12 protein-coding genes and 1 tRNA gene are annotated in these 11,950 nt (G+C 68.6%); 3 read left to right on the top strand and 10 right to left on the bottom strand.

Translation table 11 applies throughout. The annotated features are described in order from the left end of the window. Nucleotides 1–55: 55 nt before the first annotated feature. Entirely contained in the window at nucleotides 56–262 is a 207-nt protein-coding gene (locus V5F74_RS15765) for a hypothetical protein (protein WP_024277617.1), read from the bottom strand. Between the two features lie 257 nt (nucleotides 263–519). On the opposite strand from V5F74_RS15765, the gene V5F74_RS15760 reads away from it, so the two are divergent. After that, a tRNA-Gln gene (locus V5F74_RS15760) sits at nucleotides 520–593 on the top strand. Nucleotides 594–882: 289 nt separating this feature from the next. Here the strand turns inward: V5F74_RS15760 and pcaD are convergent. From pcaD to V5F74_RS15730, 6 genes are all read right to left on the bottom strand, one after another. Next, the gene (gene pcaD / locus V5F74_RS15755) at nucleotides 883–1,680 is read right to left on the bottom strand and encodes a 3-oxoadipate enol-lactonase (RefSeq protein ID WP_394009077.1); all 798 of its coding nucleotides are present in this window, start codon (nucleotides 1,678–1,680) and stop codon (nucleotides 883–885) included. 19 nt (nucleotides 1,681–1,699) lie between these two features. Then, a complete protein-coding gene (locus tag V5F74_RS15750) occupies nucleotides 1,700–2,734 on the bottom strand; it encodes a cyclase family protein (RefSeq protein ID WP_394009075.1) in 1,035 nt (344 codons plus the stop codon). Nucleotides 2,735–2,790: 56 nt separating this feature from the next. Then, nucleotides 2,791–3,510, bottom strand: a complete 720-nt coding sequence (locus V5F74_RS15745; RefSeq protein WP_394009073.1) for an SDR family oxidoreductase — start codon at nucleotides 3,508–3,510, stop codon at nucleotides 2,791–2,793. Next, a complete protein-coding gene (locus V5F74_RS15740) occupies nucleotides 3,507–3,815 on the bottom strand; it encodes a YciI family protein (RefSeq protein WP_394009071.1) in 309 nt (102 codons plus the stop codon). The genes V5F74_RS15745 and V5F74_RS15740 overlap by 4 nt, the downstream gene beginning before the upstream one ends. A 23-nt stretch (nucleotides 3,816–3,838) precedes the next feature. Then, nucleotides 3,839–4,114, bottom strand: coding sequence for a muconolactone Delta-isomerase (gene catC, locus V5F74_RS15735; protein WP_024277638.1), 276 nt, complete (start codon nucleotides 4,112–4,114; stop codon nucleotides 3,839–3,841). 122 nt (nucleotides 4,115–4,236) lie between these two features. Next, on the bottom strand, nucleotides 4,237–5,460 hold the full coding sequence (locus V5F74_RS15730) for an ABC transporter substrate-binding protein (protein ID WP_374254522.1): 1,224 nt from the start codon (nucleotides 5,458–5,460) through the stop codon (nucleotides 4,237–4,239). A gap of 409 nt (nucleotides 5,461–5,869) precedes the next feature. Between V5F74_RS15730 and V5F74_RS15725 the strand changes: the two genes are divergently transcribed. Together V5F74_RS15725 and V5F74_RS15720 are read left to right on the top strand one after the other, a co-directional pair. Next, the gene (locus tag V5F74_RS15725; protein ID WP_394009068.1) at nucleotides 5,870–6,880 is read left to right on the top strand and encodes a 3-hydroxyacyl-CoA dehydrogenase; all 1,011 of its coding nucleotides are present in this window, start codon (nucleotides 5,870–5,872) and stop codon (nucleotides 6,878–6,880) included. Further along, nucleotides 6,877–7,671, top strand: a complete 795-nt coding sequence (locus tag V5F74_RS15720) for an IclR family transcriptional regulator (RefSeq protein WP_394009066.1) — start codon at nucleotides 6,877–6,879, stop codon at nucleotides 7,669–7,671. The genes V5F74_RS15725 and V5F74_RS15720 overlap by 4 nt, the downstream gene beginning before the upstream one ends. Nucleotides 7,672–7,684: 13 nt before the next feature. Here the strand turns inward: V5F74_RS15720 and V5F74_RS15715 are convergent, their stop codons facing one another. From V5F74_RS15715 to V5F74_RS15705, 3 genes are all read right to left on the bottom strand, one after another. Beyond that, entirely contained in the window at nucleotides 7,685–8,764 is a 1,080-nt protein-coding gene (locus V5F74_RS15715) for a helix-turn-helix transcriptional regulator (protein ID WP_394009064.1), read from the bottom strand. A gap of 272 nt (nucleotides 8,765–9,036) precedes the next feature. Beyond that, nucleotides 9,037–10,176 carry an aminomethyltransferase family protein gene (locus tag V5F74_RS15710; RefSeq protein ID WP_394009062.1) on the bottom strand — a complete coding sequence of 380 codons (1,140 nt, stop codon included), beginning with the start codon at nucleotides 10,174–10,176 and terminating at the stop codon, nucleotides 9,037–9,039. A 19-nt stretch (nucleotides 10,177–10,195) separates the two neighbouring features. Then, a complete protein-coding gene (locus V5F74_RS15705) occupies nucleotides 10,196–11,911 on the bottom strand; it encodes an APC family permease (protein WP_029557242.1) in 1,716 nt (571 codons plus the stop codon). Nucleotides 11,912–11,950: the final 39 nt, after the last annotated feature.

Below are 11,950 nucleotides of genomic sequence, written 5' to 3'. Positions count from 1 at the left end.
ACAGGAACTTGAGACCGGCCGCCGCGAAACCGCGCGGCCGGGCCTTCAGGAATTCTCAGAAGCCGCGGGCAACGGCCTGGGTGATGCGCTGACGGTCGAGGCCCATCTCGGCGAGCTCGCTGTTGGAGCGGCGCGAGAGGTACTCATAGCGCTCGGACATGGCGCGGGCTTCGGCGACGGCGTCGAGGAAGTCGCACACCGCATTGCCGATGCGACCGAAGAAGCCGGTTTCGCGGGGAGCATGTGCAGTGATCGTGACCATTTTCGCCTCCATTTGATGAAGGCAAGATAGGCCATCCGCGTGCGATGCAATATAGCGGATTGTGCATGGCACCATTGCGTATGTCGTATACCACGGGTCCAGCCGGTCGCATGGGTTCCGTCCCACCCCGGACAGTCCCGACAGAAACGGGCCTGTGAATGGCGCGAAACGGGAGTTGAACCCGACGTTCGAATTGCGTATAGAGCCCACCTGCCTCGGCAGACCCACCCGCCCCGCTCCTGCGGCCCGCCGGGTGGTGGGGGATAGTTCAACGGTAGAACCGCGGACTCTGACTCCGTTAATCCTGGTTCGAATCCAGGTCCCCCAGCCAAATCAAGCGCCCATCCCAGATACAGACGCAGCCCGCATCGTGATGTCGGGTGTTGAAGCGCGTCGGCGGGTCCGGCTTCATCGGCCATTGCGCCGCACCTGACGCCTTGGGAGCTTGCCGCTGCCCTCGCCGGTCCACCGATTCTCCAGATGGTCTTTCCGAGCTCGTGAACATGCGCGCCGCGGGTGCCAAGTCCGACGCCAAGGACGATAAAATGGGGCCTTGGCGGATCTCGGGCGACGGGTACGCTTCTGCGAAGCGTACCCGGAGACCGTTTAGAGGAGCCGTCTCACCCCGCCAGATGCGCGATGAGCAGGCGGGAGAGCGCTTCCGGCTGCTCCACGCAGGGGATGTGCGAGGCGTCGGCGATCACCTCCAGCCGCGCGCCGGGGATCGCCGCCCTCATGGCCTCGGCGGAGGCGGGGGAGGTGGCGGGGTCCTTGTCGCCCACCACGACCAGCGTCGGTGCGGAGATGCTGCCGGCGGAGGCGGTGAGGTCGGCGTCGCGCACGGCCATGGCGCAGCCCACGTAGCCCTCCAAAGTGGTGCGGGCCACCATGTTGACGTAGCCGCGGACGATGTGAGGTACCCGCTCGCGGAAGCCATCGGTGAACCAGCGGGCCATCACGCCGGGGGCGATGGCGGCGAGGCCGTCGCGGCGGATGCCGGCGAGGCGATCGTTCCACACCGAGGCGGGGCCGATCTGCATGGCGGTGTCACACAGAACGAGCCGATCCACGCGGCCGGGCGCATGGGCCGCCAGATGCTGGGCCACCATGCCGCCGATGGAGAGGCCGCAGACATGCGCCTTCTCGATGCCCAGCGCGTCGAGCAGCCCCAGCGCATCCCCGGCGAGGGCGGCGATGGAATAGCCGGTGTTCTCGTCGGGCAGCGGCGCGGCGTCGGAGAGGCCGTGGCCGCGCATGTCGTAGCGCAGCACGCGGAAGCGGGCGGTGAGCGCCGGCATCACCGCGTCCCACACGAGGAAGCTGGTGCCGAGCGAATTGGCGAGCAGCAGGACTGGCGCCCCCTCCGCCCCTTCGAGCGCGTAATGGGTGGTGCGGCCGTCGACGGCGATAAAGGGCATCCGGCTCTCCTGTGGAAGATCACACGGTGGCGATGGGGGTGACGGGAGAACCCACGGCGCCGGGCAGGCGCAGGGGAGGGGCGGTGAGCAGGAAGCGGCTGCGCCCGGCGGCGCGCAGGTCAGCGGCGAGATCGGCAAGCCACCACAATTCGCCCAGCGGCACGCCCAGCCGGAACAGGCAGTGGTGGTGCAGCGGCATGGCCGCCTGGGTCGTGGCGGCGAGGCGCTTCGCCGGCAGATGCTCCACCGCGTAATTGTCGGCGACGAGGGCCGAGATGCGGCTGTCCGAGATCCATTGCAGAAGGCGCGTGTCGCGCCCGTCGAGGGCGGCGCAGCTCTTGCCGAGGATGGTGCCGTCGGGGGTGCCGTTCATCTCCATGACGACCTGCGTGAAGCCGGTATAGAGGCAGAGGATGTCCCCTTCCTCCACCGTCACGGCCTGCGCGTCCATGGCGCGCATGAGATCGTCATAGCCAACGAGGTGGCGCTCCCGGCCGAACAGGGAGAGCAGGTCCACCAGCACGCCGCGGCCCTGCACGCCGTGGACGGCGGCATTGTGGATGCCCAGCCGGTGCGCGCCGGAGGCGATGCCGCGCGCCTCGGCGTCGCGCGGGCCGACGATGTCGGCGCCGGCGCGGAAGCCGTTGTAATAGACCGGCTCGGGCCGGCCGTCCCCGCTCACGTCGAACAGCGCCCCCACGTGGGCGAAGCTGTCCCACTGGGTGGAGTATTGCAGGCAGATCTCCACCTTGTCGTCGCTCACCACGTCCACGAGGCTGGCGTCTTCCGCGCAGAGCGTGGCGTTGAAGCGCGGCGCCTCCGCCGTGCCGGTGGGCGTCAGCACGGGCGGGACGCGGCGCGGGTTCAGCACGTTGCCGCCGGGCCGGTCGAGGGGCAGGCTGAGGCAGAAGGTGCGGCCCTCCTTCACCTCGGCCACGGCGGCGCGCACCTTGTCCGGGGTGATGAGGTTGAGGCGGCCGAGTTCGTCGTCCGGGCCGAAATCGCCCCAGGTGGAGCCTTCCGGCCGGCGGGCCCAGCGGGGATTGGACGGCATGGACGTCTCCGTTTGGGTGAAGCCCGGGCGGCGCCGGAGCGAAGCTGCCGCTGCGCTCAGACCGCGCCCTTGCCCACCGTGATGCCGCCGCAGACCGGCAGCGTCTGGCCGGTGATAAAGCCGGCCTCGTCCGAGAGGAAGAACGAAACCGCCTGCGCCACATCCTCCGGCGTGCCCATGCGGCCGACGGGGATGGCCTCCACGATGGCGCGGGTGCGTGGCGCGTCGGGTGGGTTGGCGGCGGTGAAGAGGGGGGTGGCGATGGGGCCGGGCGCGACCGCGTTCACCGTGATGCCATCCTTGCCCAGTTCCAGCGCCCAGGTGCGGGTGGCGCCGAGCAGACCTGCCTTGCTGGCGGCATAGGCGGTGCGCAATTCCTTGCCGTAGGCGGCGCGGCTCGACACGTTGACGATGCGCCCGAAGCGCGCCGCCCGCATGCCCGCGAGGAGCGCCTGCGTGGCCTGGATGGCGACGCCGAGATTGAGCCGCATGACGGCGGCGAAATCCGCGCCGGTGGTGTCGTCGAGGCTGGCGGGCCGCACCATGCCCACATTGTTGACGAGGCGAGTGACGGGGCCGTGCGACAGGGCTTCCGCGAGGGCGGCGGCGGTCGCCGCCTCGTCCATGAGGTTGACGCAGACGAAGCGTGCATCGAGATCGGCGGGGGGCGGCTCACGGTCCAGCACCACCACGGCGCGGCCGGCGGCCAGCTCCTGCCGCGCCACCGCGAGGCCGATGCCGCCTGCGCCGCCGGTGACGAGGGTGCGCGGGCTCATTTCGCCCCCGGCAGGTAGCAGACGCCGTCCACATAGGCCTTGCGCCAGCGCTGGATCTGGACGCGCTCGAACAGCCCGGCGGTGAAGAAGGGGTCTGATGCGATGAAGGCTTCCGCCTCCGCCCGCGTCTCCAGCGCCACCACATAGAGGCCGCCGCCGGCGGCGTTGCCGTCGTCGTCCAGCTTGGCGCCGCAGGCGAGCAGCAGGTGCTTGTGCGCATCGAGGAAGGCGAGGTGCGTGTCCCGCACCTGCGTGCGCAGATCCAGCGTGCCGGGCTTGTCGAAGGTCTCGATCATGTAGGGCATGCGGCGGTCCTTCGGGCGCGGCTTCAGATGGCGGAGGGATGGCGCGCCAGGGGCGTCACCTTGATGTCCATGAAGGGGAAGAGGGGCAGCGAGGAGAGGAGCGTGTGCAGTTCGTCCACGCTTTCCACGTCGAAGATGGAGACGTTGGCGTAGCGCCCGGCGATGCGCCAGAGGTGCACCCACTTGCCCTGCCGCTGGAGGTCCTGCGCATAGGCCTTCTCCGCCGCCTTGATGGCGTCCGCCTTCTCGGCGGGAAAGTCGTGGGGAATGTTCACCTGCATCTCGACATGGAACAGCATGGTCTTCGCCTTCTGGACGGCACAAAGCTGAGGAAAGACCCCGGGCGCCCGCGCTGCAAGTGCGCGCAGGCGCCCGAGGGCGCGCCGGAACCGGGGAGGAGACGGCCCGGCGCGCGCGAGACCTACTTCTTCACCAGCGGGCAGGTGCTCTCGCTGAGCGGCTGGAAGGCTTCGTCGCCCGGGATCACGCGGACGATCTCATAATAGTCCCAGGGGCCCTTGGACTCCTTCGGGGACTTCACCTTGGCGAGATACATGTCGTGGACCATGCGGCCGTCGGGACGGATCTTGCCGTTCTTGGCGAACATGTCGTCGATGGGCAGCTCGCGCATCTTGGCGATCACCTTCTCGCCCTCGTCCGTGCCGGCGGCCTCGGCGGCCTTCAGATAGTGCAGCACCGACGAATAGACGCCCGCATGCACCATGGTGGGCATCTTGCCCTTCATGCGTTCGGCGAAGCGCTTGGAGAAGGCGCGGGTCTTCTCGTCCGTGTCCCAGTAGAAGCCGGTGGTCAGCACCATGCCCTGGGCGGCGTCGAGGCCCACCGAGTGGATGTCGGTGAGGAACAGCAGCAGCGCCGCCAGCGTCTGCCCGCCCTGGGTGATGCCGAACTCGCGCGCCTGCTTGATGGTGTTGATGGTGTCGGAGCCGGCGTTCGCCATGGCGATGATCTTGGCGCCGGAGGCCTGCGCCTGGAGCAAATAGGACGAGACGTCGGAGGTGCCGAACGGATGGGCCACCGCGCCCTTCACCGTGCCGCCCTTCTCCTTCACGATCTTGGCCACCTGGTTTTCCAGGTCGTGGCCGAAGGTGTAGTCGGCGGTGATGAAGTACCAGGTCTTGAAGCCCTCGCTCACCAGCGCGTTGCCGGTGCCGGCGGCCAGCGAATAGACGTCATAGGTCCAGTGCAGGCCGGTGGGCGAGCAGGCCTTGTTGGTCAGCGACATGGATGCCGCGCCGGAATTGATGTCGACCTTGCCCTTCTCCTTGGCCACCTCGCGCACGGCGAGGGCCGCCACGGAGCCGTTGATGTCGAAGATGGCATCCACGTCCTGCGTGTCATACCACTTGCGGGCGGTGGCGGAGGCGATGTCGGCCTTGTTCTGGTGGTCGGCGGAGACCAGCTCCACCGGCTTGCCGTTGATGGGCTTGCCGAAGTCCTCGATGGCCATCTTCGCGGCTTCCACCGAGCCCGCGCCAGCGAGGTCCGAATAGGCCCCCGACATGTCGGTCAGCACGCCGATCTTCACGCCGCCGCCGGCATACTGGGCGGCCGCGGGGGCGACCATCATGGCGCTGGCGAGGAGCGCGGCTGCGAAGGGCACCGCGAGGGCCTTGGTCTTCATGTTTCCTCCTGAGGGTGAAAGGGCGCGCTGGTCAGGGCGTCCGGATGGCGAGGTGCGACGGGACTCCCACGGGATTTGGCGGGCCAAAGGAACCCGAAGTGCCGGATGGCAGGAGCAGGGCGTCATCGCGAATGAGGGCTTCCGCCACGGCGTGCATCCGGATCAGAATTTGTGCGAATAGCGAACTTTTATGCGGCAATTCGTACGGCGCGCGCGCCTCCAGCGTCAAGCAGATTCCATGCTGCACCTGCTAACGAAGGCTTGGATTTTGAATGATTCCTGTTCTGGTCTCTGGCGTCTCGGCGATCGCACCGATCGTTCCGGATTGGAGCCTGCCGAGCGTGCTTGCCTTCCAATTTTGTTCGCATTACGAACTAACGATGTCGTCTACGCACGGAAGGGGCGCGTCATGACCGAAGGCCGGAGCGGTCCCGTCACCCTCGTGGGCGGCGGCAGCATGGGGGTGGGCTGGGCCATCGTGTTCGCCCGGTCGGGGCTCGATGTGCGGGTGCACGACGCCTCCGCGGACGTGCGCCGTGGGGTTCTGCCCGCCGTGGCCGAGCGCCTCGCCGCGCTCGCGGCCCATGGTCTCCTCGACGAAGCGCCACGGGCGGTGATGGCCCGGGTGAGGGTGGTCGATACCCTGGCCGATGCGCTCGACGGTGCCGTTCATGTGCAGGAGAGCGTGCCGGAACGGCTCGACCTGAAGAGGGAGCTGTTCCGCGCGATGGACGAGATGGCGCCGCCCGATGCGGTGCTGGCCAGCTCCACCTCCTCGCTGCCGGCCTCCGAATTCGCGGCGGATCTTCCCGGGCGGGCGCGCTGCCTCGTCGCCCACCCGGCCAATCCTCCCCATCTTCTTCCCATCGTCGAGATCGTGCCGGCGCCCTTCACCGATCCTGCCGCCGCCGAACGCACCCGCGTGCTCATGGCGCGCGCCGGGCAGGTGCCGGTGGTGCTGAAGCGCGAGGTCAACGGCTTCATCTACAATCGCCTGCAGGGCGCCGTGCTGCGCGAAGCCTACTGGATGCTGGAACAGGGCATCGCCGACGTGGCCGACATCGACCGGGTGATGACGTCCGGCCTGGGGCTTCGCTGGTCCATCGTCGGGCCGTTCGAGACGTCGGATCTCAACTATCGCGGCGGCCTCGCCGAGCACGCCCGCCGCATGGGCGAGCGTTACCGGCAGATGGGGGCCGAGCGCGGCCAGCCGGAAGGGTGGAGCGAGGCCCTCGTCGCCCGCGCCACGGCCGAGCGGCGGGCGCTGCTGCCGCTGGAGGACTGGGAGGCCCGCGTCGCCTGGCGCGACGAGCGCCTGATGGCGGCCCGCGGGGCGGAACATAAGGCGGCTGGGCAGGCCAACGGCGCCCCCTATAATGCGCCGGCGGGATCGACCGCCGCCGGCGGGGAGGGCGCATGACGACGGGCGAGGTGCTGGAGCGCGCCGGGGCGGGCGAGGACAAGGACTATGTCCAGTCCCTCGTGCGCGGCCTTGAGGTGATCCGCGCCTTCAGCCAGTACAAGCCCCGCATGACGCTCAGCGAGGTGGCCCAGCACACCGGCCTGACCCGCGCCGCCGCCCGCCGCTTCCTGCTCACTCTGGTGCGCGAGGGCTATGCGGAGACGGACGGAAAGCTCTTCGCCTTGCGCCCCAAGGTGCTGGAGCTGGGCTTCGCTTACCTGTCCTCCCTGCCCATGTGGGAGGTGGCGCAGCCGGTCATGCGCGACGTGGTGAACACGCTGCAGGAATCCTGCTCCCTCTCGGTGCTGGACGGGGACGACATCGTCTATGTGGCCCGCGTGCCCACGGCGCGGGTGATGACCATCGGCCTGTCCATCGGCTCGCGCCTGCCGGCCTTCTGCAGTTCCATGGGCCGGGTGCTGCTCGCCGGCTTGCCCCCCGCCGAACTCGCGGTGTTCTACGACCGGGTGCGGATCGAGAAGCGCACGCCCCGGACGGTCGCCACCATGGTGGCCCTGAAGGAGGCGGTGGAGAATGCGCGCCGGCAGGGCTGGGCGCTGGTGGACCAGGAGCTGGAACTGGGCCTGCGCTCGATTGCCGTGCCGGTGCGCAACCGGCGCGGCGAGGTGCTGGCGGCGCTCAACGTCTCCACCCATGAGGGCCGCTCCTCCATCGAGGCGATGCGGACGCAGTTCCTGCCGGTGCTGCTCGACGCCGCCCAGCGCATCTCGGCCGCACTGTCGCAGTAGGGGCCCCGGGGCCTCAGCGCGCCCCGATGGACTGCATCACGTGCTTGACCAGCGCGCGCTCGGAGCCGACGCCGGCCTTGCGGTACATGCGCAGCCGGCAGTTCTTGATGGTGCCCTTGCTGAGGCTGAGCTTCTGGGCGATCTCGCCGGTGGTCTGCCCGTTCATCAGCAGCAGCAGGATCTCCCGCTCGCGCGGCGTGAAGATGCCGAGCGCGTCCTCCAGCAGGCGGTCGGGATCGTCCTCGACCCCGCGCTGCGGCGCATCGAGCACATACATGCGTCCGCCCGGCGCGAGCGGGAAGTCGCGGTCGAAGACCTCCACCTTCACGGTCAGCGGCCCTGCCGCATGGATCGTCCCGCCCGGCGCCACGCGCAGGGCCTCCACCGCGTCGCCAAGGGCAGGCGCGCGCCGGGCGGCGTCGCGCCAGGCGTCATTGGCGAAGACATCCACGCCGAAGCGGTCCTCGATGAGGGTGGGGCGGGTGATGAAGCCCTCCACCTGCGTCCCGCGCGGGTTGCGCAGGTCGTTGAACAGGGCGCCCAGATGGGAGCGGTGGAAGCCCTCCAGCATGGGGAAGATCAGCCGCGCCCGCTCGATGTCGGTCGGCGAGAAGCGCCCGGTCTCCCGTTCCAGGAACAGGCCGAAGCAGCAATGGCCGACGGTGGAGAAGAACATGCCCAGCTCGTCCGAGATGCTGGCCAGCGTCTGGAACACCTTGTGGTACATGTCCCACGAGCGGCCGGGCGAGCCCACGTCGTTCAGCATCAGCACGCCGGGGCTGCCGTTCTTTCTCCAGTATTCGGAGAAGGGGTCCACCGACGAATAGAGGTTGGTGTAGTAGGCGACCACGTCGCTCGCCACGTCCTTGGTGTAGAGCACATCCGGCGGCGCCACGCGCGAATAGCGGATGATCCAGCAGGCATCGTGGTTGATGGCGGCGCCGGCGAGTTCCACCAGTTCCCGGTGGAAGCGGTCCGAGCCGATCACGCGGGCCACCTCGCCCACGCGCGCGAACCATTCCGGGCTGTTCAGACGCACGGCGCTGTAGCGGGCAGGTTTGGCAGCGGGCCGGGGTTGATCGGCGTCGACCATCGCAACATGCCCCAACGGATTCGCCACGCGCGAAATTCTTGTTGCGGCGAATAAAGCCCAAGCTTCGGTGCTTGGCAATTCTGGGGCGCGCGCGAAGGGACCATCATGGGACTCGCTTCAGAAAAATGGGGCCGGCCGAAACCGGCCCCAAGGGGTAGGGCCGGAGAGCGCGATTGGGACGGAACGCTCTCCGGCGAGCGCCCAGGGGGGAAGCTCCTCGGAGGAAGCCCGGAGAGAACCCTGGGGCACGACGGCCTGAGGTGGCTAAGGTTTCAGGCCGTACGTTCTTCAAGCGGGTGGGTGCGCAGGCGCAGCGGGTCGTAGAAGGGCGTCTTCACCACCCGCGCCGCGAACGTGCCGTCGGCACCGCGGACCTCCAGCTCGGTGCCGAAGCCGGCGAGGTCCGGCGTCACATGCGCGAGGGCGAGGGAGCGCATGAGGTAGCGGCTGTAGGCGGTGGAGTTCACGAGCCCCACTTCCTTGCCGTCCCGGAACAGCTTGGCGCCGGGCTCCACGGCGGCGTGGTGGTCGATTTCGACCCCCACCTGCGCCACCCGCTCCTGCCCCTTGCGGCGCACCAGCGCGTCGCGGCCGCGGAAGGCGGGCTTGGACAGGTCCACCGTCCAGCCGAGGCCCACTTCCCACGGGGTGGTGTCGCCCTGTGGCATGTCGTAGGGGAAGAACAGCAGGCCGCCCTCCACCCGCACCACGTCGAGGCAGGACCAGGAGACCGGCATGGCCCCGACCGGCTTTCCGGCGGCGAGGATGGCGTCCCACAGGGCGACCGCATCCGCCGCCGCGCAGAACACCTCGTAGCCCCGCTCGGCGGAATAGCCGCCGCGGGCGATGGATACCGGACGGCCGAACAGCGTCGTCCGCTGGTGCCCGAAATAGGGCAGGGTCTCCAGCGCGAACGGGGTGTTCGGGTTGAGGATGTCGAGCGCCTTCGGCCCCTGCAGGGACATGATGTGGACGTCGTTGTCCTTGGTGAAGGTCACGTCCCGGCCCGCCGCGACGCCGGGCAGGATGTCCTCCAGCGAGCCGCCGCCGTGGGAGATGCGATAGGCGTTCGGCCCATCGCAATAGATCAGCACGTCGTCGATAAGGGAGCCGTTCTCGTCCACCACGCTGGTGAGCGAGGAGGCGCCGGGCGCGATCTTCGAGATGTCCGAGGTGCACATCTCGTTCAGCACGGCGAGCGCTTCCTTGCCCGCCACGTCGATCATGCGCAGCGCGGAGACGTCGAACAGGCCGGCGGCGGTGCGCACCGCGATGACCTCGTCATAGGTGTCGGTGGCGTAGTTCTGCGGCACCGGCATGTCGTTCCAGGAAGCCTCGAAGGCAGTGCCGAGCGCGCGGTGGCGGTCGGACAGCGCGGAGAGGCGCGAGAAGGCGGAAAGTCCCTGTGTCATCCTGCATGTTCCTTGCGGATCAGAGGTGGAAGAAGAGGTCGGAGAGGATCACCACCGCGATGCCGGCGATGAGCGCGAGGTAGGGCAGGATGCCGGCGCGCTTCTGGGTCTTCGTCCCGTCGCCGACCTGCAGGTCCTCGAAGGTCTCGTGCGGGAACTTGCCGCCGTCCTGCACATAGTGCCGGAAGATGAAGACCGGGATGATGAGGGCGGCGGTGATGAGACCGGCCCACAGCGCCACCGGGTTCCACACCTTGGCGCCGGCGCCCATGAAGACCGCATTGGCGAAGGCAAACACGGTGCCCAGCACGAGGAGGAAGGTGGGGGCCTTGTAGGGGCGCGCCACATGCCCGGAATCGATGCGGTGGATCCAGCCCGAGTTGAGGTTCAGGAAGTTGAAGATGATGTAGCCGACATTGGCCACCGCCAGCACGAAGAAGAAGCTGGTGGCATCGGCGCAGGCGATGGCGAGCAGGACGAGGTTGAACCACAGGTCCGTCCACATGGCCCGCGTGGGCGCGCCGTGCTCGTTCACATGGCCGAGGAAGCGCGGCAGCCAGCCGTCCACGGCGCCCTGGTAGAGGGTGCGCGAGGAGCCCGCCATGGCCGTCATGATGGACAGCATCAGAGCGAGGATCATGAGCATCACGAGGGCGCTCTCGACGATCTTGCCGCCGCCCACCATGTGCGCCAGCGCCTGGGCGACGCCCGAGCCGTCCACGATGGCCGGGTCCAGCATTCCGGTCAGTCCCAGCGCGCCCTGGAAGGTGAAGGGCACGAGGATGAACAGCGCGAGGCACAGGAGGCCCGAGTAGAAGATGGCCTTGAAGGTGTCCTTCTCGGGATTGCGGAACTCGCTCGTGTAGCAGACGGCGGTCTCGAAGCCGTAGGTGGACCAGGCGGCGATGAACAGGCCGCCGAGCACCAGCGTCCAGCCCGGGATGTTCCAGCTGCCGGGATCAGCCGCGCCGGCGGCGGCGAGCGGCACCAGCGGCGAGAAATTCCCCCAGTCCACCTTGCCGGTGAGGATCGGCACAAGGCCGACGATGATCATGGGAATGATGACCGAGAGGCCGATCCACTTCTGCACGCTGGCGGTGCCCATGATGCCCCGGTGCTGGATGGCGAACACCACCAGCATCAGCGTCGCGCCCACGAAGAAGGAGGCATTCAGCGAGAAGGAGACGGGGCCGATGGCGTGGGAGAACAGCGTCCAGTCACGCACCGCGGGCGTCAGCGCCGCAACGGCCGCCGCGGCCTTCTCGGCATCGGTGCCGGTGAGGGTCGTGGCATGGGCGGCGATCCACTGCGCCACCTCCGCGCTGTTCACCGCCGGGATGGGGGCGAAGGCGTTGAGGATGTAGGCGGCGGCGATGGTGCAGCCGAGCGAGAGCACCGGGCTCCAGGCGAACCAGTTGCACCACACCGAGAGTGGCGCCACCAGCTTCACGTAGCGCACCCAGGCGGCCGCGCCATAGATGGAGGCGCCGCCCGACTTGTTCGGGAACAGGCCGGCGATCTCGGCATAGATGAAGGACTGGATGAAGCCCATGCCGATGGAGATGGCCCAGACGAGGAAGGAGAGTGTGCCGGTGGTGCCGGCGATGCCGCCTATGGAGAAGAGCACGAGCGCGGGCACGCCGCTCGCCACCCAGAAGGCTCCGGTCCAGCTGATGGAGCGGTGCAGCTTCCCGTCACCCTCCGTTGTCGCGTGAATGTTGGTTATCGTCGTCACGGTGTCCTCCCTTGCCCGGTGCTTCGGGGCGACGGCGTG

Origin of the sequence: Xanthobacter aminoxidans (assembly GCF_043193615.1) — a bacterium.
GTDB classification, from domain to species: Bacteria; Pseudomonadota; Alphaproteobacteria; order Rhizobiales; family Xanthobacteraceae; genus Xanthobacter; species Xanthobacter aminoxidans.
This window is presented reverse-complemented; position numbering and strand designations above follow the sequence as displayed.

What these genes read in the sequence shown, in the direction of transcription:
- V5F74_RS15765 (WP_024277617.1), bottom strand. Translation starts at nt 262, where the DNA reads ATGGTCACGATCACTGCACATGCTCCCCGCGAAACCGGCTTCTTCGGT.
- V5F74_RS15720 (WP_394009066.1), top strand. Translation starts at nt 6,877, where the DNA reads ATGACGACGGGCGAGGTGCTGGAGCGCGCCGGGGCGGGCGAGGACAAG.
- V5F74_RS15745 (WP_394009073.1), bottom strand. Translation starts at nt 3,510, where the DNA reads ATGAGCCCGCGCACCCTCGTCACCGGCGGCGCAGGCGGCATCGGCCTC.
- V5F74_RS15730 (WP_374254522.1), bottom strand. Translation starts at nt 5,460, where the DNA reads ATGAAGACCAAGGCCCTCGCGGTGCCCTTCGCAGCCGCGCTCCTCGCC.
- V5F74_RS15725 (WP_394009068.1), top strand. Translation starts at nt 5,870, where the DNA reads ATGACCGAAGGCCGGAGCGGTCCCGTCACCCTCGTGGGCGGCGGCAGC.
- V5F74_RS15715 (WP_394009064.1), bottom strand. Translation starts at nt 8,764, where the DNA reads ATGGTCGACGCCGATCAACCCCGGCCCGCTGCCAAACCTGCCCGCTAC.
- V5F74_RS15740 (WP_394009071.1), bottom strand. Translation starts at nt 3,815, where the DNA reads ATGCCCTACATGATCGAGACCTTCGACAAGCCCGGCACGCTGGATCTG.
- V5F74_RS15710 (WP_394009062.1), bottom strand. Translation starts at nt 10,176, where the DNA reads ATGACACAGGGACTTTCCGCCTTCTCGCGCCTCTCCGCGCTGTCCGAC.
- V5F74_RS15750 (WP_394009075.1), bottom strand. Translation starts at nt 2,734, where the DNA reads ATGCCGTCCAATCCCCGCTGGGCCCGCCGGCCGGAAGGCTCCACCTGG.
- catC (WP_024277638.1), bottom strand. Translation starts at nt 4,114, where the DNA reads ATGCTGTTCCATGTCGAGATGCAGGTGAACATTCCCCACGACTTTCCC.
- pcaD (WP_394009077.1), bottom strand. Translation starts at nt 1,680, where the DNA reads ATGCCCTTTATCGCCGTCGACGGCCGCACCACCCATTACGCGCTCGAA.